The organism is Obesumbacterium proteus (assembly GCF_001586165.1).
Taxonomy (GTDB): Bacteria; Pseudomonadota; Gammaproteobacteria; order Enterobacterales; family Enterobacteriaceae; genus Hafnia; species Hafnia protea.
On sequence record NZ_CP014608.1, the window covers coordinates 3422286 to 3447556 of the forward strand.

A 25271-nucleotide genomic window follows, 5' to 3' on the forward strand; every position below is an offset into this window, starting at 1 on the left:
GCTATTGCGCTAAGTAAACAGGAGAGGGCCTATCTGATGCAAGGATATTGATGTAAGAAATTCGTTTAGCTCTCACATTCTAACTGGTTGATATCCCGCTATACTCATTGGATTAATGATTAACTCATCGGAATCATGCTTTTATTCTCAAGGAGAAAATATGACAGCTATGCGTGTTGAAAGAGACTCAATGGGCGATATTGATGTTCCTCAAGCGCGACTTTGGGGCGCGCAAACGCAACGTTCTTTGGAGCATTTCCGTATTTCGGTGGAGAAAATGCCTCAGGCATTAATTGACGCTTTGGCATTAGTAAAAAAAGCCGCTGCGCAGGTTAATCTTGATTTAGGTCTTCTGAGCGAGGATAAAGCCGACGCTATTATGCAGGCGGCTCAAGAGGTCATTGACGGCTTTCGCTATCAAGAGTTTCCGCTGGCCGTATGGCAAACGGGATCGGGAACGCAAAGCAACATGAATATGAATGAAGTTTTGGCTAATCGCGCCAGTGAGTTACTTGGCGGTGAGCGCGGAAATGAACGTAAAGTTCATCCTAATGACGATGTGAATAAAAGCCAAAGCTCAAACGATGTTTTCCCTACGGCGATGCACGTTGCCGCCGTGCAAGCGATTCGCCTCCAGCTTCTGCCGCAAATAGACGTTCTGATACAAACTCTGCAAGATAAATCAGAGCAATTTAGCGACATAGTCAAAATTGGTCGCACGCATTTACAGGATGCGACACCCCTAACGTTGGGGCAGGAAATTTCTGGCTGGGTCGCTATGTTGGCGCACAGTAAAAATCATATTGAACATAGCTTGGCGCATCTTTATGAATTGGCACTGGGGGGAACGGCGGTAGGAACAGGTCTGAATACCCATCCTGAATATGCGGTTCGTGTGGCTAAAACGATTGCTCAACTGAGCGGTAGCGATTTTATCTCGGCACCGAATAAATTCGAAGCCTTAGCGAGCTGTGACGCTCTGGTTCAATCTCATGGCGCATTGAAGGGTTTGGCCGCATCAATGATGAAAATCGCTAACGATGTAAGATGGTTAGCATCCGGCCCGCGTTGTGGGATTGGGGAAATTTTAATTCCTGAAAATGAACCTGGCAGCTCAATTATGCCGGGTAAAGTTAATCCGACTCAATGTGAAGCGGTAACTATGCTTTGTGCGCAGGTCATGGGCAACGATGTGGCGATCAATATTGGTGGCGCGTCAGGTAACTTTGAACTGAATGTTTTCCGTCCACTTGTTATCCATAACTTTTTACAGTCAATACGTCTACTGGCCGATGGAATTGAGAGCTTTAATGAGCACTGTGCACGCGGCATTGAGCCCAACCGACCTCGAATCAACCAGCTATTAAATGAGTCATTAATGTTAGTGACCGCGCTGAATACGCATATTGGCTACGATAAAGCCGCTGAAATTGCCAAAAAAGCCCATCATGAAGGGCTAACGTTAAAAGAATCAGCGCTGCTTTTGGGCTATGTCACCGAATCGCAGTTTGATGAATGGGTGAAGCCGCAAGATATGGTTGGGAGCCGCATTAAAGCGTGACGTTGTCACGCTATTCAAGCTCACGGTACAGGTGCAAACGCGGGATCAGGAGTTCGAGCTTTTTAGCTCGCGGGCGATGTTTCACATTAATATTGTCTGCGTCGTAATCATTTAAATCGCCAAGGACAGGAATAGGCGTCTCGCTAAATTCATCCGTTAATGCGATAAGCGGCATGCTACAGGGATGTTGTACCTGTTTTTGTTCTTCTTGATACCACACTCGCGCAATCGGCTGGACTTTAACCGGCCGTTTTATTTTAAGCTTAACGTCTTCCGGCAAACGCATGATGCCATCAAGTTCTTTTGCCACCATCGCCGCCCATTGCTCGCGTGAGTAGGGCGGAACAGAGCGATTGGCGGACAAACTTTTCTCTAGGCGATTAATCATCTCTTCGCGACTCATATTATTGATCACGCTTTTGTTCGCCCAGCCAAAGCGCACGGTAGAAGGATTGTGCAGCACGGTTAAGGCGCGATAGGCACTCAGCGTCAGTAAGCCTTTGAGATGCGCATGCACAAATTCAAACCGTTGCTCAGGAGGAAGGCCAGATTCAACGGCGATAATCTTCTCTAGCTGCTTCTTGAGTTGGTTAACGTCGGCAATCAGGGCGCTGGTGGATTTTACCTGCGAGTAGCTGGTGGAGAAACAGAGCGCGCCGGGCATACGAACCGCGGCTTTGCTGCTGATATGCTGCGCATGATGATGGATGAACAAGCGACGGAAGTGTTGTAAACCTGCTTCAAATGCCGCTTCCCCCGAGCAGGGGATGACGCTGATTTTTGTAATGTCATCATGCTCTTTACCTTTCTCAATATCAGGCAACAAAAATACGTTGGCCTGTAGTGGTGTCAGAGATTTTAAAACAGCATCAATTTCCACTAACCCTTGCTCAAGCTGGCGAAAACAGATGTTCATACGATCGATAACATGATTAGCAGACATGGTTTTTCCTACCATAAGTATTTAGTTACAACATACATTGTAAGTTATTGCTTAGGCGTTGTCTGTAGTCACAGTGAAACTAGAAACGATAGCGTTGCCTGTGAGAAAGTGAATAGGCTTGATAGGAAAACGGAGGGGAGCTGGCGGTAAAGAGTCAGCTGAAATCCCCGCCATGCGGGGATTGTTCATGTTGATTAAATCCGTTTGGCTTCGGGCAATTTTTTCAATGCTCGGCTAATCCACAGCGCTAAAACGAGCATCACGCTAAGAAAAATAACGATGCCGTTCCATCCATAATTGTTCCAGAACACGCCGCCGAGTGTACCGGCTACGCTGGAGCCGACATAATAACAGAATAGGTAGAGTGATGATGCTTGGCCTTTAGCGCGACGGGCGCGGCGACCAATCCAACTACTCGCCACTGAATGTGCAGCAAAGAAGCCCGCGGTAAACAGCATCATGCCAATAAAAATGGTGGTTAGCGGGGCAAAAAGCGTAATCAATAGCCCAATCAGCATAATAAAGATTGAAACGGTCAGCACCGGACCACGCCCAAATTTGCTAGTTAACGCACCGGCTTTAGGCGAACTGTATGAACCTGTCAGGTAAACCACCGATAACAGACCGACCAAAGCCTGGCTGAGAGAGTACGGCGTGCCAAGCAGGCGATAGCCAATATAGTTAAACAGCGTGACGAAACTCCCCATCAGCAGAAAACCTTCGGCAAAAAGCAGCGGAAGACCTTTGTCATGCCAATGGAGCCGGAAGTTAATGAGTAATGTTCGTGGACGAAGGGGCGTCGCTCTGAAGTGTTTCGACGCGGGTAGGATTTTCCAGAACATAAACGCCGCGGCAAGGGCAAACAAACCAATAATGGCCACTGCAATACGCCAAGAGAAGAAATCGGTCAGAACGCCGCTGACTAAACGCCCACTCATTCCTCCAATCGAGTTACCGCTGATGTACAGCCCCATGGAAAATGCCACTACGGCGGGATCGATCTCCTCGCTAAGATAAGTCATAGCGACCGCGGCAACGCCGCTCAACGACAGTCCAACCAGCGCACGCATGACTAAAATGCCGTGCCAGCTGGTCATCATTGAACAAATTAACGTGCATATTGCCGCCATCAATAACGCGGTAACCATCACCTGTTTACGTCCAATCGCATCTGATAACGGGCCGGTGAACATCAACCCAACGGCAAGCAACCCCGTAGAGACGGAAAGTGACAGGCTACTGCTGGCCGGTGAAATCCCAAAATCATGCGACAGTACGGGCAGAATAGGCTGAACGCAATAAAGCAGGGCGAAGGTTGCCAGACCCGCTGAGAACAGCGCCAGAGTGACGCGGATAAACTGCGGCTGACCACGTTCAATGTATGGAAGTTTGTTTAACGCACGGCGCGTTGGTGCTACAGGCGACACAACAGGCGAGTTTGAGGTTGAATCAATGCGAGACGGCATTGTTTCTGCCGGAGGGGTTTCCAATCTGTATCCTTACCGAAAATATCGGGTAAAACGGTTCATCAGCTCTGCTTGCCCATATTATGTGCGGCAGGTCACAACGGCTGATATAAATTCAGCATAGGTATCAGCGAATTTATTGTCTAATATATTAATAAATGAAAATAAGACGTTTAAGATATCAATTGGCCTATGCGTATAGAAATTAGACATCTCAAGTACTTTATTGCCGTTGCTGAAGAGTGCCATTTTGGGCGAGCGGCGGAGCGTTTAAATATCTCTCAGCCACCATTGAGCCAACAAATTCAGGCGCTTGAAGTGGAAGTGGGTGCTCGGCTTTTAGAACGAAACAACCGAAATGTGAGCCTCACGCAAGCGGGCGAACTCTTTCTAAAAGAGTGCTACGAAATAGTGGATCACCTTTCACAAGCGGCAGAAAACGCGGCGCGGGCGCATCGAGGTGAACTGGGTAATTTAAAGATTGGCTTTACCTCGTCCGCTCCGTTTATCAGTTTGGTGGCCAGCAGCCTATTTATTTTCCGGCAGCGCTATCCCTTGGTTCACATGCAAATGCGTGAGGTGAACACTAAGCAACAAATTGAACCGCTATTAGAAGGAAAGCTCGATATTGGCGTGATGCGCAATACGCGATTACCCGACACGCTGACGCATCAACTCTTGCTGCGCGAGCCTTTGGTTGCGGTGTTACACCAGGATCACCCGCTGGCAGCTTCTGGGCGCGAGAAATTGAAGTTTAGCGATTTGGCGAATCAGCCCTTTGTCTTTTTTTCCCGAGAAGTGGGAACCGCGCTGCATGATGAAATATTAACGCTGCTGAAAAATGCAGGTATCACTCCCTATATCACGCAAGAAGTGGGGGAAGCGATGACGATTGTCGGGTTGGTTTCCGCAGGGCTCGGCGTGTCTATTTTACCGGCGTCGTTTACACGAATTCAGGTTGATGGCGTTTGCTATAGATACTTAGACGAGGAAACGGCGTTCACGGAAGTTTGGCTCGCTTACAGTAAAACTAGGCCATTGAGCGCGCAGGCAACGGCATTGATAAATTTAATGATTGCTCAACCATAGATAAACAATCGCTGCTAAAATCGACCATTGCTGGGCTTATTTGTGCACTAAATCACATAACGAATCAAATAGTTGACGGGTTTACTCAAAACCGACACCATAGCGTTAATATTTATTTAGAAGCGCGAAAAATAAGCGGGAGTAGGTCGGTGATAGCTGAAAGCCAGCCGGGACATATTGATCAAATCAAGCAGATAAATGCTGGGGCGGTATACCGCCTTATTGATCAGCATGGCCAAATTTCCCGCATCGAACTCTCTAAGCGAGCACAGCTTGCGCCCGCCAGCATCACCAAAATTGTGCGTGAACTGCTAGAAGCACATCTAGTTCAAGAAACCGAATTTCAAGAAGTTGGAAGCCGCGGTCGTCCTGCCGTTGGTCTTATTTTAGATACCGTCGCTTGGCACTATCTCTGCGTTCGCGTGGGTCATGGTGTTATGACGCTGGCGTTGCGCGATCTCAGCAGTAAATTGGTCGCTGAAGACGATATCGAATTGCCTGCACAGGCAGATCAACCGTTACTCGAACGCATCATTAATGAAATTGACCAATTCTTTATCCGCCATCAGCATCAGCTTGAACGACTCACTGCCATTGCGATTACGCTTCCCGGATTGATTAATTCGGCGAAGGGGATGGTTCATCGCATGCCTTTTTATGATGATGTGTGTGATATGCCGCTGGGTCCCGAGCTGGAACAGCATACCGGCCTACCGGTGTTTCTTCAGCATGATATCTGCGCATGGACGATGGCGGAGTCGCTGTTCGGGGCTGGTGAAAACTGTAGAAATATGTTGCAGGTGGTTATCGATCACGATGTGGGTGCAGGTGTCATTACCGATGGTCGTTTGCTCAACGGTGGCCGACATAGCGTGGTGGAAATTGGTCATACGCAGGTCGATCCTTATGGCAAGCAGTGCTATTGCGGTAATCATGGCTGTTTGGAAACCGTGGCAGGGCTTGGGCATATTCTCGAATTAGCCGAGCAGCGGTTACCACTTTCACCATCGTCTTTGCTGCATAATGGACCGATCACGATTGATGCTATCTGTCAGGCGGCCATGCAGGGCGATCAGCTGTCGAAGGATATTATCAGCAGCGTAGGGAACAACGTGGGACGCATCCTCGCCATTATGGTAAATCTGTTTAATCCCGAGAAGATCCTGATTGGCTCTCCGCTCAATCAAGCCAGTGCAGTTCTCTTTCCCTCTATCAATGCGGCAATTCAGCAACAGTCTTTACCCTACTATGCGCAGGGACTGAGCGTTGAGGCTACGCGCTTCCGTAATAATGGCACCATGCCTGCGGCCGCATTAGTTAAAGAGGCGCTTTACAATGGTTCATTATTAGTTCAACTGTTGCAAGGCTAGCTATAACCGCACGTATTTGGCTAAATTCCTTTCTAATTCATACCCCTATTTTGGTAGAAATAACGGCACAAATAGCGGTATTTCATGAAATTGTCACCTCGATAAACAAAATATTGAGCTAACGCAAGCTGCTGCTTTAGCGCTTCGCCTAGACTTTTCATCATTCTTGATGGCGGATGGTAATTGTCGTTCCGCCAATTTTTTGGTGTTTTTTATCGGAGATTCTCCGGAGTATCATTCATGTTAAAGCGTGTTTTTGTCACAGGAACAGACACTGAAGTCGGTAAAACCGTCGTTTCTCGTGCGTTACTGCAATCCATCCATGCTTCTGGTGCTACTGCTGTAGGCTACAAGCCTATCGCCGTCGGTAGTGAAGAAACCCCGCAAGGACTGCGTAATAAAGATGCGTTAACATTGCAGGCGTCTTCTTCTATCCCATTGAATTATGATGAAGTAAACCCGATAACGTTGCAGGAAGAAATTGCTAACGCTTATACCGGTGAGCCATTGGATTACAGCCTCATGAGCCGTGGGCTTCAAAATCTGAGCGGTAAATCTGAGCACTTAGTAGTTGAGGGCACCGGAGGCTGGCGCGTCTTAATGCACGATTTACGCCCGTTATCTGAATGGGTAGTGCAAGAACAACTGCCGGTGATTTTAGTGGTCGGTATTAAGCTGGGTTGCATTAGCCACGCTATTTTGACGGCACAGGCGATTATCAATGACGGTTTGCCATTTGCCGGTTGGATTGCCAACCGTATCAACCCTGGGCTTTCGCATTATGCCGAAACGTTAGAAGCGTTACGTCAAAAATTGCCAGGGCCACAGTTGGGCGAAATTCCATACCTGTTCCGTCCTGAGGAAAAAGATCTGTCTAAATATATCGATCTCTCCCCTCTTAAATAACGCCGTCTATTTACCGTAAACTGACCCTGTCCGCAGCCAGCGCGACAGGGTTGTCGCCATCACGCAGGCCAGTAATAATCCCGGTAACAACGTATATTCTCCCGTCATTTCAAACACCATCAGCGCAGACATCACTGGCGCATGCGTGGTTGCTGCCAGCAGCGTAGCCATGCCGGTGAGCGCCATCAATAATGCGATGTGTTCGCCCGTACCCGGCCAGAGCGCAAATAGCTGTCCAACAAATGCGCCTAGCGCAGCACCAATAAACAGCGTGGGTGTAAAGACCCCACCGGGAGCCCCTGAGCCACTGCTCGCCAGTATCGCAACCAGTTTACACAGCAAAATGGCCCCAATGAGTAAAGCACCCGGCGGAGCAGACAGCAACGATTGAACCACGCTGTAGCCATTTCCCCAGACCTCGGGAAAAATGATAGATAATCCGCCGACGATCAGGCCACCAAGCGCCAGCTGTAGAGGTGGAGGGAGGCGTAGCTGTTGGAAGAAATGGCTGCTGTACTGCATCAATGAGAGAAATAGTGGTCCGGCAAACCCTGCCACGACACCCAGCAGCGCCATCAACATATACTGTACTGGCCACGGTGCGACCAGAATTTGTACCTGATACAGCGTTTCTTGCCCACCGTTAAGTAAGTTACTCATCAGTAGGGCGCTGACCGCGGCGATCACCACGGGGCCAAGCGAGGCGAGCATTAACGATCCAAAAAGGATCTCTGCAATAAATAAACTACCCGCCAAAGGTGCATGATAGGCGCTGGCCATCCCCGCGGCAGCGCCACAGGCAACCCACAGTTTCCATTCCTTTGGCGGTGTAAACAAGCGAGCAAAAACCGATGCAAACAGGGCGGCCAGCAAGATCATGGCGCCTTCGCGCCCGATAGCGCTTCCGCTAGATACCACAATGAGAGAGGCTAGGCTTTTGACAAGGCTGGCGGAAATATCTAAACGGCCATCGCCAGCGTCAAAGGCTTCCATATAATCTGTCGGGGCGGATGGTCGTTGATGCTGATATTTCTGAAACAGCCACAGTATAGAACCCGCAACCAACCCACCTAAAGCTGGCGTAAGCAAACGCCGCCATAATGGCAGTTCGGCCGCAGCGGCCACCAGACTTCCGCCACGACTGCCTAGGAATAACCATTCTAGTTTCAACATTGATTGGTGAAATAGCCAAACAACGGTGGCCGCGGCGATCCCTAAAATCATCGCAATAGCTAAGCGGCGCAGCATCAGTTGATAATGTTGCATATGAATCAGACGTTTCATGCGTGGTGAAGTCATGTTTAGCCGCGGGTTAGCAATAAAGAAGCACGTTCTGCGTCGTGCGAAGGCATAAAAGTGGTAGCAGTTTAAGGGTTTTAACCGCAGGAAGAAACTGCGCCGCAAAAATGCGGCGCTTAGGGAGGGTTAATGAATTGGATAAGGGGTATAGACGCCGTTTAGCGACTCGAGGAACGCCACAATGTCATCCACGTCTTTTTGCGGTAACGAAGTACCAACCTGATATTTCAACATCAGTTTCACCGCTTCATCCAGCGTAGGGACGTCGCCACGATGGAAATAAGGTGCCGTCAGCGCAACGTTACGCAGCGTTGGCACTTTCTGGCGGAAACGGTCACGCTCCCCCTGGGTCACATTGAGGCGGCCAATATCCGCGCTGGTCACCTTGCCGAAGGCAAAATCCTGCTTCAGTCCTAGAGGTTCGAAAGCCTGACCGCCGAGTATTTTCCCGGTATGGCAGGTGGCACATTTATTATCTTTAAACAGCTGATATCCATGCATCTGTTGGGCGGTTAGTGCTTTATCATCGCCGCGAAGATATCGGTCAAACGGGCTGTCCGGTGTGATAAGCGTTTTCTCGAATTCAGCAATCGCATCGGTGATGGTATCGCCAGTAAAGCCTTCGGGATAAACGGCCGTAAACTGTTGTTTGAGAAGGGTGTCTTGGTTAAGTTTCCCGGTGATTTCATCCCATGATTTGGATGCCATTTCAATCGGGTTAAGCGGCGGGCCACCAGCCTGTTTTTGGAGATCTGGCGCTCTGCCATCCCAAAATTGTTCAACGTTAAACACCGCGTTAAATACGGTTGGCGCGTTGATCGGGCCAACTTCACCGCCTACGCCAATGGATGTCTGTCGGCCATCAACGCCGCCAGCCCCTAACTGATGACAATGAACGCAAGCAATGGAGTTATCGCCGGATAAACGCGGATCGTGATACAAGCGGAAGCCCAATGCTACTTTATCGGCCTGAACGGGAAGGGTACGCGGCAATGGCTGAACGGGTTCATTCATTAATGCCGGCGCCATATCTTTTACGGCATAGTATTTTATGCGCTGATCTTTCACCCAGTTCAAAATACCGTCGCGCTCTTCATTATTCAGCGTTCCTGCCCAGTGCAGCGCCGTGTAGCGGGTCGGTGGCATGGTGTCGTGCTGCATGACCCATTCCACTTTAGTCATGTCTCCCTGCGGAGGGCGACTATTATTAATGAGGCTATTGCGAATAGGGGTGAGATCAAATGATTTGTAGCCAAGATTGATGTCATATTCCATCAGTTGCTTAGCAATTGGAAGTTGCGAATAAAACGGCAGCTGTGCTGACGGGGTGTGGCAGTAATCACAGCCTTTCTCACTCAGGGTTTTCAGAACTGCCGCATTTTGTGGCGAGAGTGAAGCCTGATCGGGCATCGTAATTCTTTGCTTATCATGGTAATAGACATATCCCGCCAGACCGAGATAACCAACAACACCGACAGTCACTGCAATTCCCAAAAGCTTTGTTATTTTTATCATGTTAAAACTCCATTTCAGAGCATGAAATCGGGCCGCGCCAACGCTGGGTGCACAACCCTCAGAGGGCCAAATTTTGGCCTTCCCATAGTGCGGGTTGAACATTGTTGCTTTGTTGACCATCATCAATGATAGCGGCCGGCTTCGCCTATCATTGAGATAGGAAACAGCAATCAATAAGAAATCATTTTGGCTTATACGTGACGCCGTCACATTTATAAGCGCCCGTCTTGTTCTCTCTTCTAGAGTTCACACTATTCGCCTAGAAATTCATGGTAAGGTGTTGAGCTAAATCTCTATTCGCATTTTTCCGCGAGGCAGTATGGTTGAACAGGTAGAGCAGCAATATTTACATCGAGGCATTGTGCTAACTGCTTGTATGTTAGCGACATTTATGGCCGCCATTGAGGTCACGATAGTCTCAACGGCCATGCCCACGATTATTGGCGATTTAGGCGGTTTCTCACTGTTGGGCTGGGTATTTGCTGCGTATCTTTTAACACAGGCTATTTCAATTCCGATCTATGGGCGACTTGCCGATCTTTATGGCCGTAAGCGGATGTTCTATATCGGCGCATCGCTTTTCTTACTGGGTTCCGTGCTGTGCGGTTTTTCCCATAACATGCTGTGGATGATCGTGTTTCGTGCGGTTCAAGGAATGGGCGCAGGGGCTATCACACCGATCGCATTCACTATTGTGGCTGATATCTATTCACCCGCAGAACGCCCAAAAATTCAGGGCTATCTCTCTAGCGTCTGGGGCGTATCCGCCATCGTAGGCCCGCTGATGGGGGCGTTTATTGTTCAGCATTTTAATTGGGCATTGGTTTTCTGGGTTAACGTGCCTATTGGTATTACGGCGATGTATCTTCTGTGGCGTTATTTCCCCGAAACGGTACATCCTCGGCAGCATCCTATCGATTTTGCCGGTACATGTTGGCTAACTATCGCGGTAGCTTCGTTGCTGGTTGCGCTCTTACAGGCCGATATTCTGAAGTACTGGGTGTTCCCATTATTATTGCTATTCGTCGTTGCGTCGGTTTTTTTGCTGCGACAAGAGAAAAAAGCCCCAGAACCCTTATTCCCATTAGCGCTCTGGCGAAATGACGTTATCGTCGCCGGTAATATTGGTGGGTTGATTGTCGGCGCATCCATGATGGGCGTTGCCGCATTTCTACCCACTTTTGTGCAGGGTGTAATGGGGGGAACGCCGTTAGAAGCGGGCACTACGTTAGCAATGATGTCAATCGGCTGGCCATTGGCTAGTACCCTTAGCGGGCGAATGATGTCGCTGACGTCCTACCGCACGACAGCAATGTTAGGCAGCTTTCTGCTTATCGCTGGAAGCTTAATTCTGCTCATGCAGCAGCCTGATAGCGGGTTGCTGTGGGGCAGAGTGGCTGCCTTTGTGATTGGCTGCGGCATGGGGATGACCAATACCACATTTCTGGTTTCAGTACAGAACGTCGCGCCCTCCAATATGCGAGGGATCGCCACCGCCTCAACGGTGTTTACGCGAATGTTAGGCTCTGCGTTAGGGACCGCTATTTTAGGCGCTACGCTCAATCTCAACTTAGACTGGCGCCTACCGGATATTCATGATCCGGTTCAGAAACTGATGAGTATGCATCAGAGTGGTGTGCAACCTGACGATAGCATGGTGAATCTAACCAGCCAGGTGGCGGCATCCATCCATTGGGTATTTATCGTGGCGGCAATATTGTCATTGTTTGCTTTAATCACCGCGTGGCTCATTCCAGCAAAATTAAAGCCAGACAGTGAGGTTTGTGTCGAATTTGACGGCGAGTGTTAGAGACAAAAAAGGCTGCCATATGGCAGCCGTTTCGACATAACGCTGATAATTAGTGAGCAGCCGGTGCTGGCGTACTATCGTCTTCAGCGCCGTTAGTGCGCTGATAGATGATCTTCTGCGTGTCGTTTTCGCAATGACCCACAACTTGACCACCACTTGCGTCAGCCTGATCGTTCGGTACGACATCAAGCGTAAAGCCAGATTCTGGCACGCCATTCTTGATGATTTTCTGGCTAATATCTGCTTTGACTGTTTCACAGGAAGCCTGTGCGGCCAGTGGAATAGCACTTAATAGCATGATGCTAAGCAATAATTTCTTCATGAAATATCCTCCAAGGATCCTTGCAAAAGCGTTTAAGCTTAATGCTTATGGATTAAGCGGTCGTCCGGTATTTCTATCTAAACAACGTTGGGTATTAGGTTCCCAGTACGCATTCACGTTTAAGCTTTTTTCACATGAATCTTGCAGATCGACGGCTTTATCGAACTTGTCGAACTGTTTCTCAACGCGAGTGTTAACTTTGTTACGCAGAGAACGCGTATCATCCCATTGTTCTTTCTGCTGGCGAGCATCTTCTTTCGTCAGAGAGTTATCCTGACCGCCGCTAGATCCAAAAACGCAGGTACTGCCAGATGCGCAGGAATCTGCAAGGGCAGAAGCCTGCCAGCCACCCAACACCATTGCTACGGCTAATGGCATCCAGCGAGCGGCCATTTGCAATTTATTCAGTTTCAATTCGCTATCCTCTTTTCACAATAACCGTCAACCGTCTTTCAGGCCATTATTCACGATATGAAGACACTATAGCACTCAGTCAGTTCCGCTGATAGTTTGCGAAAACGTTGGTTTCAGTACGGTTTAATGCAAAAACAGAAATTTATCGTGAAGTTACATATTTAGCCGCGATAGACAGACAGCGGGGCAAAAGACTGGCTCACCGGCATCATTTCAATCGTATTAATGTTGACGTGTGCAGGTAAAGTCGCAACCCAATACACTGCTTCGGCAATATCATCCGCGCTTAATGCATTAGCATTTTCGTATGTTTTCTCTACGCGACCTTCGTCGCCTTTAAAGCGAACGTTTGAGAACTCGGTTCCGCCGACCAATCCCGGCTCGATATCGCTAACGCGTACTTTGGTACCATGCAGGTCTGCACGTAAACCAAGACTAAATTGCTTAACAAACGCTTTTGTTGCGCCATACACATTGCCACCGGCATATGGCCAGTTAGCCGCCGTTGAGCCAATATTAATGATATGACCTACGTTACGTTCAACCATGTTAGGCAAAATAGCTCGGGTCATGTTAACCAAGCCTTTGGCGTTGGTGTCGATCATGGTGTCCCAATCATCAACGTTTGCTTTATGCGCTGGCTCTAAACCTAAGGCTAACCCGGCATTGTTAACTAAAACATCAATGTGACGTTTTTCTGCGGGAAGGCTCTCTAATGCATGCTGGATAGCCGCACGGTTGCGAACGTCGAGCTGCACGATAGTTAATGTATCGCCTAATTCGTCTTTCAATGTTTCGAGACGGCTCAAACGGCGACCGCTTGCAATCACCGTATGCCCATTTTTGATAAATTTGCGCGTTATCGCCTCACCGAACCCTGCGGTTGCTCCGGTTACAAATATATTCATACTCAATTGCCTCGTTAATTTAGCGAAAGTGCAGGCCTTTCAATCTACCAGAAGCACGCCAAATTGCCATGGTAGCGGCAGGATAATGATGAGCATCTATACTTGAAAATACGGAAAGTTCTTAGGTAGAACAGAGGGTTGTTCGATTGAGAACCGGTTATAGATTTAGTATCATCGCTACACGTATATCTACGCAATAAAACAATCGCTTTAAATAAAATGGCGATATATTATTTGCCGAAGAGCAATGTCAGCGGATGTAATTATATGTTTGTATGGAAAATACTATGAGTCTTGAGAAAAAAAGCGATACTGATGAGATTGATCTGCTTGACCTGCTAGTACAGTTATGGAAAGGAAAGAAAACAATCATTGTAAGTGTCTGTATCACAGCGATTTTAGCTATTGGTTACATAGCTGTAGCAAAAGAAAAATGGACATCAACAGCGATTATTACACCGCCACAGCTAGGCCAGTTAGCCAATTATCCCACTGCAGTGGCCGTCATTGACCCAAGTAATAGTAAAGATATTAGCAATGATGTTTTTGCTAACTTTGTGTCACGAGTTTCTGCAGAAGCCTTGAAGTTCTTACCAGAAAAGCCCTTAGACATTAAGCCAACAAACTCAGGAAGCAAGGATTCATATACTGTGAGTTTTAGCGCTGAAACGGCGAAAGATGCACAGAAATCTTTGGCTACCGTTTTAAATACCGTTAATAAACAAACCTCCAGTAGTTTTTATTCAAACGCAGAGAAAGTGTTAGAAGTCAGAATGCAGGCGATTAATACTGCATTAGATGCCCAAGTAAAAACTGCTGAGGAGAAAAAAGCTCGCCGTTTAAATGCGTTATCAGAAGCATTAAAAGTTGCTGAGGCTACAAATACCAAGAGCGTTTCGGTCAAAGAGGTAACGGGTCTTTCTGATGAAATGCTATTTATGTTGGGTGAACCTGCGCTTAAAACAATTATCGCCAATGAAACTTCTTGGCCGTTATATTTAAGCGACAGCTATTACTCCAATCGAGAGACATTACAAGCGCTGCGCGAGATTAAACTTAGCGACAGTGGTAATGATAAGTTTGAAGCATTTTCATTCTCACAACAACCATCGCTGCCAATCATTAAAGATGCACCGAAAAAATCGTTAATATTAATCTTATCCGTATTATTGGGTGGTTTAATCGGTGCGGGGATTGTATTGTGCAAGGGGCTCATTCGTAATATAAAAGAGAAGAACCCAGCAGCATAACCGCAAATTAGAATTAACTTACGAGGGCGGTACATCTGGAAAGCATGATGTATCGCCCTTGATTGTTTCTAAAGGAAGAGGATCTTGATGTTTAGCATTACACGCATAGAGAAAATGGATGACCCACATTATCAAACTGTGGATAGGCTCTATGAAGCTGCGTTCCCTTATCATGAAAAACGAGATGAAAGGGCAAAACAGGCCGCGCTTGATAATGAGAGTTATCATTTAAATGCTTGGTATTTCAATGAAATATTTGTTGGGTTTATTGGATATTGGCAGTTTAAAGATTATGCCTACATTGAACACCTAGCAATAGATCCAAGTTTGCGTTCTCAGGGATTCGGCAAAAAGGTTCTAGAACGCTTTATGGCTCAACACCCACTGACTATTTTAGAAATAGACCCTTTGACAACCGAAATTGCCAATAGGCGTTTACGTTTCTACCAAGGACTTGGCTTTGTAGAAAATAGTTATTCTCATGCACATCCGAGCTATCATTCAGAGATTAACGATCATGAATTAGTGGTGCTGAGCAGCAAAAAAGTTATTTCTAATGATCAATATGTGACATTCCTCAATGACTTACAAAACGTAGTCATGCTCTTAAAGTGAGCTCATTATATTTGCTTCTATGCTAATGCCAGCCTCTCTAAAAATGTGTGCATAATCCTAAGGCAGCTCAATCGCCTTGGGAGCATTGTCACGGTAATCGTATCTCACTCATTGCTACCCTTATTCCATTACATGAAGTTTCCTACGCATCAGGATGACTGATAGCAAAGGATAATTAATTAAATCGGGAAAATAAGGAACAGGAATGTATTCTTTAAAAAAGTGTGCGATTGCTTTATCCATTAATATGGCATTAGTTTCATCAGGGTTTACTTGCACCACATTTTTAGCAGGTAATGAGGCCACGGCAGATGGTTCCATTATTGTTGCACGCAGCGCAGATAGCGATGCATTAAAGGCGCAGCACTTTGTTATTCATCCGGCGAAACAAAATCAAATAGGAACATACAGTACTAAAGCACATAACGGTGCAAATGATTTTACCTATCGCTAATCAGGGGCGTTTACAAATCTATGACCCAAAAGATCCTAACGTTATGGGATCAAAGAACCTGATTGAATTTGCGGTAGAAAAGGGGCTTTATCAGCCTAAAACAGACGGTGAATTTAATTTTTCCAAAGCTTATACCCGAGATGATGAACGCGACCGTACATATAACGATCCGCGAGTCTGGATAATACAGAAACAGCTAAACCCATCGGTTAAGCAGGCAATGGCTGAAGGGCGCCAGTCTCCCGTTTTCCTCACACCAGAAAAGAAAGTCACGCTTGATGAAGTTAAAGCCATTCTGCGTAATCATTACCAAGGTACTAAACACGATCCGTATTCGAACGGGTTGAATGGTAAAGAAGAGTGGCGGCCAATCAGCGTTTTCAGAACGTATGAAGCGCATGTCATGCAGGTACGTCCTGAGTTACCGAAAGAAATCGGTGAAGTGACCTATGTGGGATTAGGAATGGCTGACTTAACGGCGTTTGTTCCTTACTACAGTGGATTGACATCTTTCCCAGCCAATTACGCCACCGGCTCAGATCACGCTGACAGCCAGTCAATTTACTGGAAGTATCGCAAACTACAAACGCTAGTCATGACTGATTATCCAAAACTTGCGCCGGTTGTTCAGCGAGCATATCTAGACTGGGAAGCGAAAGTTGCGAATCAACAAAAAGAGACGGAAGCGCAATATCTAAAACTGGCAAAAACCGACAAAGCCGCCGCTGATAAAATGTTGAATGATTTTAATCTTCGCGTCATAGCAGACGCAGAGAAGCTTACCGAAGATCTCACCAACGAAGTTTTCACCATCCGCACTAAAGACATTCAGTCTGACATTTTCTTCGCCAACAAAGCGAAGAAGGATTGAGGTAAAGAATAACTGAATGAAACAGCCCAGTGACCGGAATCTGGGCTGTTCGTGACCAATTCGGTCTGAATAAGATTATCGTGGCTTAGATGGTTAATTTGCTCTAAATACGCATTGGTTCGCATAATGTATATTATGTTAAATTACATTTGAATATGCCAACAGCCTTACGACGCTCACCTTAACCATAGTTCTCTAAATCTCTAATATCAGCATCTACCTACACTCTGACTTCCCAAATGTTTCCCCTACTCTAACGGGCTAAACTAACTGGTTGCGCTACGTGAAATCTGAACGTTTAGCAGTAGGATTACCGGCCAGATTTCGTCAGTCGAAACCTGTATAAAGCAGATAAAAAAGCCCAGCGTCACTTGCTAGGCTTTTTCATTTTGCGTTTTACGGCTTATCTCGTTTCAACGAAACCGTTACGACATGTCAGATAACTAAACCAATGCACATTCCAATGTGTCGAGATCGTTTGAACTGAGCAATAGCTTAATCTTCTCAATCTCTGCTTCAGGTCTGCTATAAATATTCAACGCTAAAACCCGAGCAATATCCGCGTCAGAGAACCGATACCTAATCAGTTTTGCTGGATTTCCACCAACAATGGCATACGGCGGAACATCTTTTGTCACCACGCTGCCCGCAGCAATAATGGCACCCTCGCCCACGGTAACTCCAGGCATCAACATACTGCGCATTCCTAACCAACATGCATCGCCAAGAACTGTGTCGCCTTTATGTTGATAGGTGTCGTATATGGTTTCCATAAAGGGATAGAGATTTATAAAGTCAGTCCGGTGATTGTGATTTCCACCCATTAAAATCACGCATTCTGCGGCTATACAGACATAATCGCCAATGAGCAATTTATCGATATATCCTAAAGGCGCCCAATTTTGACTAACAGCATCACCGTGCAAATAGCGAACAACTGAGCGTTCAAATCCGTCGTCCCAGTAATCGCTGTAATAACTGTGGGTGCCTTTTACGATAATATTAGGGTTAGTTACCGAGAGGTGCAAAAGCTCGGTCTTTGACCAATGTTTTTCTTTCATGACTCATCCTTTTCTTTATAAGAGCCACGGAACGATTTGATTTCGTGGCAGTAATTACTCGCTCAGATAATTACTGTCGTTAGAGATTCGAGGATGTTTCAGCAGAGGTAAATGTGGAAGTTTCATACCTGATTTCCTTACGGCAAATTCGGCAAAATGGTAGCTAACATATCGCATTGTGTAAATATTGAATCTAAACATGGGCTCACTGTAAGATAAATTTTCGTCAATGGGCCACAAATGAATATAAAAAAGCCCACAGACGTGGGCTTTCAGAATCAAAAAATCTTAACGGAACGGTGGCTCGTTAAAGGTACGCAGTTTACGTGAATGAAGCTTATCGCCTTCGGCTCTCAGCAAATCAATTGCACGGATACCAATTTGTAAATGCTCGGATATTGCGCCTTCGTAGAAATGGTTAGCTTGGCCTGGTAGCTTAATTTCACCATGTAGAGGCTTGTCCGACTAGCGTGATCCCCTGACCTGTTGATGAAATCAGGTGGTAGGCTGGCATCTGGTGTTTCTTCCACGCCAAATCGGAGGTGGTTTTCTCAGGATCTGCTGTTTCAGCGGTGATATAGCTGCCACCGGCGCAGGACAACGCTTCGTAAGGGCTATTCGGATCAAGAATTTGCTCGCATGCCCAGCTGACAAATTCATCGACATAGCGGCTGTAGTTGGTAAATAGAATATAGGGCTGAATGTGTTCGGCGGGGGTACCGGTATAGTGTTTGAGGCGTGCCAAAGAGAAATCGGTGCGCAGCGCGTCAAAGTGCGACAGTGGGAAGAAATCAGTCCCTGTTTCTAAACCATCGGTGATCCCATCGCCAATTTTGGCCAGATCCGTGGTCGGAAAATGCTGAGCTAGCCCGGCGGTCATAGTTCTATCTAAAACAAGATCAGAACCATCAATAACAAACGGATACGGCATTTCTTGTTGTGACGGTGTCACTTCAAAGCTGGCGCCATATTCGGTTTCTAGTAACGCTAACTGCTCAGCGAGATATTCTCGAAATAGCGCTGGGCGTGCAACCGTGGTGCTGTATTGGCCGGTTCGAGAAAAACGTCCGTAGGCTCGCGTTCTTAAGTGATCGCGAAATTTCCCATCCCAGCTGACGCTCAGCTGCGGGTAAGAAAACAGCCCTTTTGCCCTTTCACCCACGCCCGGCAGTTTTCCCTCATTGATATAATCGCTGATGGCGGTACGCAGTGCGGACAGCGCTGACTCATACAGTAATTCAAGTCGATCAAGTGCTTCGGATGCCGTGAGATGCATAGTCTCTTGTGATTTATTCAAAATATCCCCTTAATGACTCGAAAAGCGCAGGTTTAACAGTATGGTCTACTCGTAAATTTTTGCTTATCGCTGATATTATTCAGCGGGTTCATTATGCAGCAACCAGCGCCGCATGAGATCGGCTAATTGCTGTCTTTCGGCAGTAGTCAGTGGTTCAAGGATCTCTTTTTCATTCTGAACGTGGTGTTCTAGCGCCCGATCGATCACCTTCAGGCCCTCTTCTGTCAGCCCAATTTTGCAGCTACGTTTATCATGCGCATTCGGCTGTTTGAACACCAATCCCCGCGATTCCAACCGTTCAAGGCGCACCGACATGGCGCCGGAAGACAGCATAACGGTTTGATACAGCTCGGTTGGGGTTATCAATTCCCCGCTTCTACGCAGCGTAGCCAAAATATCAAACTCGATGGTGTCTAAACCATGTTGTTCATAAACGCCAGTGACTTTGCCTGATAACAACTGCCCCATACGCGCCATTCGGCCAATAATTCCCATCGGAGAACAGTCGAGATCTGGCCGCTCGCGTTGCCACTGCTCGATAATTTTATCTACGTGATCCTGTATCATCGCCCCTCCAATATATCTTTTTAAAAAGATACTTGTTTTATTTCTAGTTCGCTACTAACTTATCTTTCACGAAAGTAACTTTTTAAAAAGATAAATATGAACATACTCATCGCTTTTATGGTTCCGCTGCTCTGGGGAAGTACCTACGCCGTTGTCGGCTACTTCCTGCAAGACATCTCGCCGGTCTGGATTGCGGTTTTCCGCGCCCTACCTGCCGGTATTTTACTGTTGCTCATTCACCCAGCAAAGTCACCGTTAAAATGGAGCCGAATGTTTGCAATAAGCATTTGTAACATATCTCTTTTCTTTGTGCTTTTGTTTATTGCCGCCCATCGTTTGCCTGGTTCTGTTGCAGGTACATTGGGGGCAACGCTGCCGCTGATGGTTCTGTTATTGCAGTGGATTCAGGAAGGAAAAAAACCGGCATTGTCCAAGCTTGGATTGGCGGTATTAGGGCTGATTGGCGTAATGCTGCTGCTGAATCCGTCTGCCAATTTAGACATTATCGGCGTGGCTGCTGCGTTGTTAGGCACGTTATTAATGGCGCAAACGTCTTTATGGATATCGCGCTGGCCCACCAACGATCAGTTGGGTCTTGCGGCTTGGCAGCTATTTCTTGGCGGGATTATTTTGCTGCCCTTTGCATTCATGTTTGCGGGAATGCCCGCGTTGCCTACGCCAAAAACCTGGGTTGGCCTAACGTGGTTGGTGGTGTGTAATACAGCATTTGCCTACTGGTGCTGGACGCGTTCGGTAACCCTTCTTGGTCCGCATACCATGTCGATGATATCGCTGTTTAATCCTGTTACCGCCGTTTTACTTGGCTTTGTCTTTCTAAGTGAACGTCTTTCGGTTGTTCAATGGAGCGGTATTATCTTGATCTTTTTATCGATATTACTGATGAAAACGATAAAGGCCAAACCCGCGATTGCCTAACGTTGGGCACAGGCAGAGCCATTGATACCTTGCCATCATCGTCATGGCTCTATATTTATCGCCTGTAACACAAATGCCATATGAAAGTGCTATACCTTAAGAGTAGTCATTTATTCCTCTCTGAGGTGTCTTATGAATACTTTCGGCCTGACGCGCACGTTTGCAGGAATTTTAATTGTCGACTGCTGCCACTGTGCGCAATACGATCATATTGAAGAGAGCTTCCAGCTTGCGGTGCAGAAATACAGTTTTCTGGTACGGCCGGGAGAGCATATTGACGGCAAAGAGTGGGTGCGCAGAATTGAGCAGAGAAACCCACCGCAAAATGTTGATCACATGCTGAATGCGATTCTGGCCGTCATGCACTCTAACCCTGAGGTTAAACACGAGTGCGTCTACTACTGACCAATCCAACCTGTCGAGGAGCTTTATCACTAAAGCTCCTTTTGCTTATCTAGCTGGCTTTCTTAGCGGATTTTTTTCGCTAGCATCGTTGCGAAGCGCATTTTAATCCGATTGCCGTTTTCATCGACACGATGCAGTTCGCCTACGTCTTCGTTGTATTTCGCAAACTCCCAACCGCTGTAATAGTTGCGCAGTTCATCGGGTTTAAAGGTGAATGAAAACGGGACGTTGCAAGGATAATCAGGGCTATCCACTGCCGCCACAATCAGGTTGTACCCACCGATGCGCGTGCTGTCTTGCATGTTGCGAATAATGGCAGGAATTTCTGGTCGCCCAAGGAACATAAATACCACCGTTGAGAGAATGAAATCATACTCTCCACTAAAGCGATGGGTGTTTAGGTCAACCTGCGTTGCCGTAATATTTTTTAGGCCCTCAGCCTGAATAATGTCATTCAGGCTGTTGATGCTCATCGCATTTTTGTCCCACGCGGTGACGTTAAACCCTTTCAAGTTCAGATACAGCGAGTTACGGCCACGTCCGCAGCCCAGATCTAGTGCGTCGCCAACGGGGACGATCTTAGCCGCATTCAGCACTTCAGAGTGTGTAGACGTTAATTCATATTTCTTCGTGAAGTAATCGCCGTCGCGTGTCATGTGAGTTGTTTCAGAATTCATTAGCGTGCCCATATCAATTACCAGAATTAATCTGGTAATTATCCCTTATTCCACCCACAAATGCTTCCCTGCATGTCAGTGGTTTTTATCACCGGCGGTAATCAGAGCTTTACAGCATCCGGTTTTTTGGCCGTTGGACGCTTATCTCCCCCAATCGTTTCACCAAAAGGACCGGTATTAATGCTTTGAGCGCGCTGAGCTGGCGTATGATTTAAGGCCAGCAGCGGCATCACCAACTCGGCAAAACGATGCGCTTCCTCGAGGTGCGGATACCCAGACAGAATAAAATTATCGATTCCCAACGCTTGGTATTCAGCAATACGGTCGGCAACCTGCTGCGGATTTCCAACCAGCGCGGTGCCTGCGCCGCCGCGCACCAATCCCACTCCGGCCCACAGATTGGGACCAATTTTCAAACTGTCTCGAGATCCGTTATGGAGTTCACTCATGCGTTTTTGCCCCGATGAGTCCATACGGGCGAAAATTTTCTGTGCGGCGGCAATGGTTTCATCGTCCACGTGACTAATCAGTTTGTCTGCGGCAGCCCATGCTTCCTCTTCGGTTTCGCGCACAATAACGTGTAGGCGGATGCCGTATTTCAGCGTTCGTCCTTCTCGCTCAGCGCGTTGTCGCACGATAGTCAGCTTTTCCGCCACCAAATCTAGTGGCTCCCCCCACGTAAGATAGGTATCAATCTGGCTGGCTGCTACGCCGATAGCCTCAGGTGATGAGCCGCCAAAATACAGCGGAGGACCATCTTGCTGAACGGGAGGAAACAATAATTCTGCGCCTTCAACCTTAATATGCTCTCCGGTATAGTCGACCTTTTCGCCTTGCAGCAGCTTTTTGTAAACGTGCAAAAATTCATTGGTGACGTTGTAACGTTCTGCGTGATTGAGGAATATACCATCACCTTTGTTTTCAACCGGATCGCCACCGGTGACAACATTAATCAGTAGCCGACCTTCAGAAAGCCGGTCAAGCGTTGAAGCCATACGCGCAGCTAAGCTGGGTGGTTGCAATCCGGGACGCACCGCGACCAAAAAACGTAGGCGTTTCGTCATCAGTGCTAATGCCGCCGCGACAAGCCAAGAATCTTCACAGCTTTTCCCCGTTGGAATCAATACGCCGTAGTAGCCAAGATAGTCTGCCGCTACCGCAATCTGTTGTAAGTATTGAAGATCAACGGAGCGCCCCCCTTCTGCGGTACCCAAATAGCGCCCATCGCCATGAGTTGGGAGAAACCAAAAAACGTTAATGCCAGATTTATGCTGTTCGCTCATTATGCTTTTCCTTTATAACCATATTTAAAGAATATCTATTGAAATAATCTCTTCGGTTATAAAACAAAGAGCACGATACGTGCCAATTCGATTGGATTTTATTTATGATAAAAATCAATTAATTAAATCTTTCTCGCTTTCTGCAACCTGCTGCAAATGCAACAGCATAGTCACCTAGACTGCTGCATTTGCAGCAGCAAGCGGTTTGCTGCATCTCGCCGCCAGAGCATCGATGAGATATGTTCGATCGCATCACGTATTCACTTTGGAAATGAGTTATGCCGCTGCCGTCACGCTCGTCACAGCCGGTGTTGGTCGATCCCGCCTCTATCGCATTTAAAAACGTGCTGGATAAACTTGCGCCCACCGATGCCACCGTGCTGATCGTTGGGGAAACCGGAACCGGCAAAGAAGTGGTAGCCCGCTATCTACACCACCATAGCCTAAGGAACGATCAGCCTTTTTTGGCAGTTAACTGCGGTGCTTTAAGTGAGAGTCTGGCGGAAGCCGAATTATTCGGCCATGAGAAAGGCGCATTTACTGGTGCGCTAAATCGGCATCAGGGCTGGTTTGAAGCCGCTGAAGGCGGAACGTTGTTGTTGGATGAAATTGGCGAGCTTAGCCTGTCGCTTCAGGTCAAGCTCCTGCGCGTGCTGCAAGAGCGAGAAATTACCCGAGTGGGTTCGCGAACGCCGGTCCCCATTAATGTGCGGGTTATTGCGGCGACGCACGTGGATTTAGCCGATGCGATTAAAGAGCGCCGTTTTCGTGAGGATCTCTATTATCGCCTCAACGTCGCCGCTGTCACGTTGCCGCCTTTGCGCCAGCGTCCACAGGATATTCCTGCGCTGGCGCAGCATTTCTTGTCTTTATATGCCAACCGCTTAGGTCGCCCGCATCTTACCTTAGCGGAGGATACGCTTGAGGCATTAGCCGACTACCACTGGCCCGGCAATGTGCGAGAGCTCGAAAATACGTTGCACAATGCGGTACTGCTTACCCAAGAGTCGCAGATACCGCCTCATAGATTAAAGCTTATTGCGCCAAAAAGTGACAACGTAACTAATAACAACCTCACTAATGACAACGCTGCTGATGACGATGCACTTGCCCTTTTTATTCGTTCGCAGCTAGAAAAAGAGACGCCAAGGCTGTTTCAGAAAATCACTGATGCGCTGATACAGCATGCGTTCAGCATGAACAATAACAATCAGCAGCAAACCGCTGCGATGTTGGGTATCAGCCGGAATACGTTACGGACTCATCTTGCGAATCTGGGGCTGATTAAGTCACGGAAAAAAGAGCTGCTAATGTCCGGTAGCCATACGGCGTCTGAGGGCGCAATGACCGAACGTGAGTTGCGCATTGGCTATCAAAAGTTCGGGAATTTAGGCATGCTCAAAGCTCGACAAAGCCTAGAGAAAAGGTTTTCGCAACAAGGCGTCACGGTACTGTGGAGCGAGTTTCCCGCAGGCCCTCAGTTGTTGCATGCGCTGCAAAATAATGAAATCGATTTTGGTGCCACGGGTGAAGTGCCCCCAATACTGGCTCAGGCACAAAACAGTTCGCTCATCTATGTCGCCTACGAACCACCTTCTCCCCACAGCGTGGCGATGGTCGTTGCTCAAGACAGTCCGATTTATCACTGCTCAGATCTACGCGGCAAACGCATTGCGGTGAATCGCGGCTCTAACGTGCATTATCTGTTGCTGCAAATGTTGGATGAGCATGGCCTCACGCTCGACGATGTTCGTGTGAACTATACGCCACTACGATATCCACTGACTCCGTCAGACTTTCATGCTGTTGATGCGTGGATGATGTGGGATCCATTGCTGAGCGATGCACAACTTTCTGGCGATATGCGCATTATTGAAGATGGCCACGGCAAGGTACTGAATCAGCAGTTTTATCTTTCTCGCCGCGATTTTGCCCAGCGTTCAGCAGACCTGCTCAAGATTGTTTTGGATGAGCTCAAACAGACGGGGATATTTATCGCGACACATCCAGAAAACGCGGCGCAGTTATTGTCGCAAGAATTAGGCCTGCCCCAGGCTTCGCTAGCGCTGGCATTGTCTCGCCGTCAACATGAGCCACGTGCCATCAATAGAACCGTGATGCGTGATCAGCAAACCATCGCCGACCGATTCTATGCATTAGGGCTGTTGCCCAAAGCGATTAATATACGTGAGGCCGTGTGGGATGAGGGATTAGCTTAACACCCCCGCCAAATCGGGGGATGTTAAGCTGAA

21 protein-coding genes and 2 pseudogenes are annotated in these 25271 nt (G+C 47.5%); 11 read left to right on the forward strand and 12 right to left on the reverse strand.

All coding sequences use genetic code 11. The features are described from left to right. Nucleotides 1–160 precede the first annotated feature (160 nt). Entirely contained in the window at nt 161–1561 is a 1401-nt protein-coding gene (fumC, locus tag DSM2777_RS16300) for a class II fumarate hydratase (protein ID WP_061554556.1), read from the forward strand. Nucleotides 1562–1571: 10 nt separating this feature from the next. On the opposite strand, the gene tus is transcribed toward fumC, so the two are convergent. Both tus and DSM2777_RS16310 read right to left on the reverse strand, forming a co-directional pair. Continuing rightward, nucleotides 1572–2504: a DNA replication terminus site-binding protein gene (gene tus, locus DSM2777_RS16305; protein ID WP_061554557.1), complete on the reverse strand. Its 933-nt coding sequence runs from the start codon at nt 2502–2504 to the stop codon at nt 1572–1574. A 194-nt stretch (nt 2505–2698) separates the two neighbouring features. Beyond that, entirely contained in the window at nt 2699–3970 is a 1272-nt protein-coding gene (locus DSM2777_RS16310; protein ID WP_122974949.1) for an MFS transporter, read from the reverse strand. Nucleotides 3971–4162: 192 nt separating this feature from the next. Between DSM2777_RS16310 and DSM2777_RS16315 the strand changes: the two genes are divergently transcribed. From DSM2777_RS16315 to bioD, 3 genes are all read left to right on the forward strand, one after another. Next, nucleotides 4163–5059 (forward strand): LysR family transcriptional regulator, encoded by an 897-nt coding sequence (locus DSM2777_RS16315; RefSeq protein WP_061554558.1) that lies wholly within the window; start codon nt 4163–4165, stop codon nt 5057–5059. A 149-nt stretch (nt 5060–5208) separates the two neighbouring features. Then, nucleotides 5209–6429, forward strand: coding sequence for a sugar metabolism global transcriptional regulator Mlc (mlc, locus tag DSM2777_RS16320; RefSeq protein ID WP_046459478.1), 1221 nt, complete (start codon nt 5209–5211; stop codon nt 6427–6429). A 240-nt stretch (nt 6430–6669) separates the two neighbouring features. Next, entirely contained in the window at nt 6670–7335 is a 666-nt protein-coding gene (gene bioD / locus DSM2777_RS16325) for a dethiobiotin synthase (RefSeq protein ID WP_040044930.1), read from the forward strand. 6 nt (nt 7336–7341) lie between these two features. On the opposite strand, the gene clcB is transcribed toward bioD, so the two are convergent. Both clcB and DSM2777_RS16335 read right to left on the reverse strand, forming a co-directional pair. After that, the gene (gene clcB / locus DSM2777_RS16330) at nt 7342–8619 is read right to left on the reverse strand and encodes a voltage-gated ClC-type chloride channel ClcB (protein ID WP_061554559.1); all 1278 of its coding nucleotides are present in this window, start codon (nt 8617–8619) and stop codon (nt 7342–7344) included. Nucleotides 8620–8760: 141 nt separating this feature from the next. Next, nucleotides 8761–10149 carry a cytochrome-c peroxidase gene (locus DSM2777_RS16335; protein ID WP_061555418.1) on the reverse strand — a complete coding sequence of 463 codons (1389 nt, stop codon included), beginning with the start codon at nt 10147–10149 and terminating at the stop codon, nt 8761–8763. Nucleotides 10150–10468: 319 nt separating this feature from the next. Between DSM2777_RS16335 and DSM2777_RS16340 the strand changes: the two genes are divergently transcribed. Next, on the forward strand, nt 10469–11959 hold the full coding sequence (locus DSM2777_RS16340; protein WP_061554560.1) for an MDR family MFS transporter: 1491 nt from the start codon (nt 10469–10471) through the stop codon (nt 11957–11959). 49 nt (nt 11960–12008) lie between these two features. Here the strand turns inward: DSM2777_RS16340 and DSM2777_RS16345 are convergent, their stop codons facing one another. From DSM2777_RS16345 to ydfG, 3 genes are all read right to left on the reverse strand, one after another. After that, entirely contained in the window at nt 12009–12281 is a 273-nt protein-coding gene (locus DSM2777_RS16345) for a DUF1161 domain-containing protein (protein WP_040044934.1), read from the reverse strand. Nucleotides 12282–12326: 45 nt separating this feature from the next. Continuing rightward, nucleotides 12327–12674 (reverse strand): DUF1283 family protein, encoded by a 348-nt coding sequence (locus tag DSM2777_RS16350; protein ID WP_174521885.1) that lies wholly within the window; start codon nt 12672–12674, stop codon nt 12327–12329. 182 nt (nt 12675–12856) lie between these two features. Next, the gene (ydfG, locus tag DSM2777_RS16355; protein WP_061554561.1) at nt 12857–13603 is read right to left on the reverse strand and encodes a bifunctional NADP-dependent 3-hydroxy acid dehydrogenase/3-hydroxypropionate dehydrogenase YdfG; all 747 of its coding nucleotides are present in this window, start codon (nt 13601–13603) and stop codon (nt 12857–12859) included. A gap of 287 nt (nt 13604–13890) precedes the next feature. Here ydfG and wzzB point away from each other — a divergent pair, with 287 nt between their 5' ends. The 3 genes and pseudogenes from wzzB (at nt 13891) to DSM2777_RS16370 (ending at nt 16793) form a co-directional block, all read left to right on the forward strand. Further along, a complete protein-coding gene (gene wzzB / locus DSM2777_RS16360; protein WP_061554562.1) occupies nt 13891–14853 on the forward strand; it encodes an LPS O-antigen chain length determinant protein WzzB in 963 nt (320 codons plus the stop codon). 87 nt (nt 14854–14940) lie between these two features. After that, nucleotides 14941–15468, forward strand: coding sequence for a GNAT family N-acetyltransferase (locus DSM2777_RS16365; protein ID WP_061554563.1), 528 nt, complete (start codon nt 14941–14943; stop codon nt 15466–15468). 205 nt (nt 15469–15673) lie between these two features. Next, a pseudogene (locus tag DSM2777_RS16370) lies at nt 15674–16793 on the forward strand (C69 family dipeptidase). Nucleotides 16794–17236: 443 nt separating this feature from the next. On the opposite strand, the gene DSM2777_RS16375 reads toward DSM2777_RS16370, so the two are convergent. The 3 genes and pseudogenes from DSM2777_RS16375 to DSM2777_RS16385 form a co-directional block, all read right to left on the reverse strand. Further along, nucleotides 17237–17854 carry a CatB-related O-acetyltransferase gene (locus tag DSM2777_RS16375; RefSeq protein WP_061554564.1) on the reverse strand — a complete coding sequence of 206 codons (618 nt, stop codon included), beginning with the start codon at nt 17852–17854 and terminating at the stop codon, nt 17237–17239. A 288-nt stretch (nt 17855–18142) separates the two neighbouring features. After that, nucleotides 18143–19151: pseudogene (locus DSM2777_RS16380) on the reverse strand (AMP nucleosidase). A 75-nt stretch (nt 19152–19226) separates the two neighbouring features. Beyond that, entirely contained in the window at nt 19227–19718 is a 492-nt protein-coding gene (locus DSM2777_RS16385; RefSeq protein WP_061554565.1) for a MarR family winged helix-turn-helix transcriptional regulator, read from the reverse strand. 96 nt (nt 19719–19814) lie between these two features. Between DSM2777_RS16385 and DSM2777_RS16390 the strand changes: the two genes are divergently transcribed. Continuing rightward, complete coding sequence (locus DSM2777_RS16390) at nt 19815–20654, forward strand: DMT family transporter (protein WP_061554566.1); 840 nt, start codon at nt 19815–19817, stop codon at nt 20652–20654. A gap of 132 nt (nt 20655–20786) precedes the next feature. Then, a complete protein-coding gene (locus DSM2777_RS16395) occupies nt 20787–21059 on the forward strand; it encodes a hypothetical protein (protein ID WP_061554567.1) in 273 nt (90 codons plus the stop codon). Nucleotides 21060–21121: 62 nt separating this feature from the next. Here DSM2777_RS16395 and tehB read toward each other — a convergent pair whose 3' ends face one another. Continuing rightward, on the reverse strand, nt 21122–21736 hold the full coding sequence (tehB, locus tag DSM2777_RS16400) for a tellurite resistance methyltransferase TehB (RefSeq protein ID WP_227719236.1): 615 nt from the start codon (nt 21734–21736) through the stop codon (nt 21122–21124). Nucleotides 21737–21837: 101 nt separating this feature from the next. Next, nucleotides 21838–23019 carry an FMNH2-dependent alkanesulfonate monooxygenase gene (gene ssuD / locus DSM2777_RS16405; RefSeq protein ID WP_061554568.1) on the reverse strand — a complete coding sequence of 394 codons (1182 nt, stop codon included), beginning with the start codon at nt 23017–23019 and terminating at the stop codon, nt 21838–21840. Nucleotides 23020–23297: 278 nt separating this feature from the next. Here ssuD and DSM2777_RS16410 point away from each other — a divergent pair, with 278 nt between their 5' ends. Continuing rightward, nucleotides 23298–25238, forward strand: coding sequence for a sigma-54-dependent Fis family transcriptional regulator (locus tag DSM2777_RS16410; protein ID WP_061554569.1), 1941 nt, complete (start codon nt 23298–23300; stop codon nt 25236–25238). Nucleotides 25239–25271 lie beyond the last annotated feature (33 nt).

What these genes read in the sequence shown, in the direction of transcription:
- DSM2777_RS16335 (WP_061555418.1), bottom strand. Translation starts at nt 10,149, where the DNA reads ATGATAAAAATAACAAAGCTTTTGGGAATTGCAGTGACTGTCGGTGTT.
- DSM2777_RS16395 (WP_061554567.1), top strand. Translation starts at nt 20,787, where the DNA reads ATGAATACTTTCGGCCTGACGCGCACGTTTGCAGGAATTTTAATTGTC.
- DSM2777_RS16410 (WP_061554569.1), top strand. Translation starts at nt 23,298, where the DNA reads ATGCCGCTGCCGTCACGCTCGTCACAGCCGGTGTTGGTCGATCCCGCC.
- DSM2777_RS16365 (WP_061554563.1), top strand. Translation starts at nt 14,941, where the DNA reads ATGTTTAGCATTACACGCATAGAGAAAATGGATGACCCACATTATCAA.
- wzzB (WP_061554562.1), top strand. Translation starts at nt 13,891, where the DNA reads ATGAGTCTTGAGAAAAAAAGCGATACTGATGAGATTGATCTGCTTGAC.
- DSM2777_RS16345 (WP_040044934.1), bottom strand. Translation starts at nt 12,281, where the DNA reads ATGAAGAAATTATTGCTTAGCATCATGCTATTAAGTGCTATTCCACTG.
- clcB (WP_061554559.1), bottom strand. Translation starts at nt 8,619, where the DNA reads ATGAAACGTCTGATTCATATGCAACATTATCAACTGATGCTGCGCCGC.
- fumC (WP_061554556.1), top strand. Translation starts at nt 161, where the DNA reads ATGACAGCTATGCGTGTTGAAAGAGACTCAATGGGCGATATTGATGTT.
- DSM2777_RS16375 (WP_061554564.1), bottom strand. Translation starts at nt 17,854, where the DNA reads ATGAAAGAAAAACATTGGTCAAAGACCGAGCTTTTGCACCTCTCGGTA.
- ydfG (WP_061554561.1), bottom strand. Translation starts at nt 13,603, where the DNA reads ATGAATATATTTGTAACCGGAGCAACCGCAGGGTTCGGTGAGGCGATA.
- DSM2777_RS16310 (WP_122974949.1), bottom strand. Translation starts at nt 3,970, where the DNA reads ATGCCGTCTCGCATTGATTCAACCTCAAACTCGCCTGTTGTGTCGCCT.
- bioD (WP_040044930.1), top strand. Translation starts at nt 6,670, where the DNA reads ATGTTAAAGCGTGTTTTTGTCACAGGAACAGACACTGAAGTCGGTAAA.
- DSM2777_RS16350 (WP_174521885.1), bottom strand. Translation starts at nt 12,674, where the DNA reads ATGGCCGCTCGCTGGATGCCATTAGCCGTAGCAATGGTGTTGGGTGGC.
- DSM2777_RS16315 (WP_061554558.1), top strand. Translation starts at nt 4,163, where the DNA reads ATGCGTATAGAAATTAGACATCTCAAGTACTTTATTGCCGTTGCTGAA.
- ssuD (WP_061554568.1), bottom strand. Translation starts at nt 23,019, where the DNA reads ATGAGCGAACAGCATAAATCTGGCATTAACGTTTTTTGGTTTCTCCCA.
- tus (WP_061554557.1), bottom strand. Translation starts at nt 2,504, where the DNA reads ATGTCTGCTAATCATGTTATCGATCGTATGAACATCTGTTTTCGCCAG.
- tehB (WP_227719236.1), bottom strand. Translation starts at nt 21,736, where the DNA reads ATGAATTCTGAAACAACTCACATGACACGCGACGGCGATTACTTCACG.
- DSM2777_RS16385 (WP_061554565.1), bottom strand. Translation starts at nt 19,718, where the DNA reads ATGATACAGGATCACGTAGATAAAATTATCGAGCAGTGGCAACGCGAG.
- DSM2777_RS16340 (WP_061554560.1), top strand. Translation starts at nt 10,469, where the DNA reads ATGGTTGAACAGGTAGAGCAGCAATATTTACATCGAGGCATTGTGCTA.
- DSM2777_RS16390 (WP_061554566.1), top strand. Translation starts at nt 19,815, where the DNA reads ATGAACATACTCATCGCTTTTATGGTTCCGCTGCTCTGGGGAAGTACC.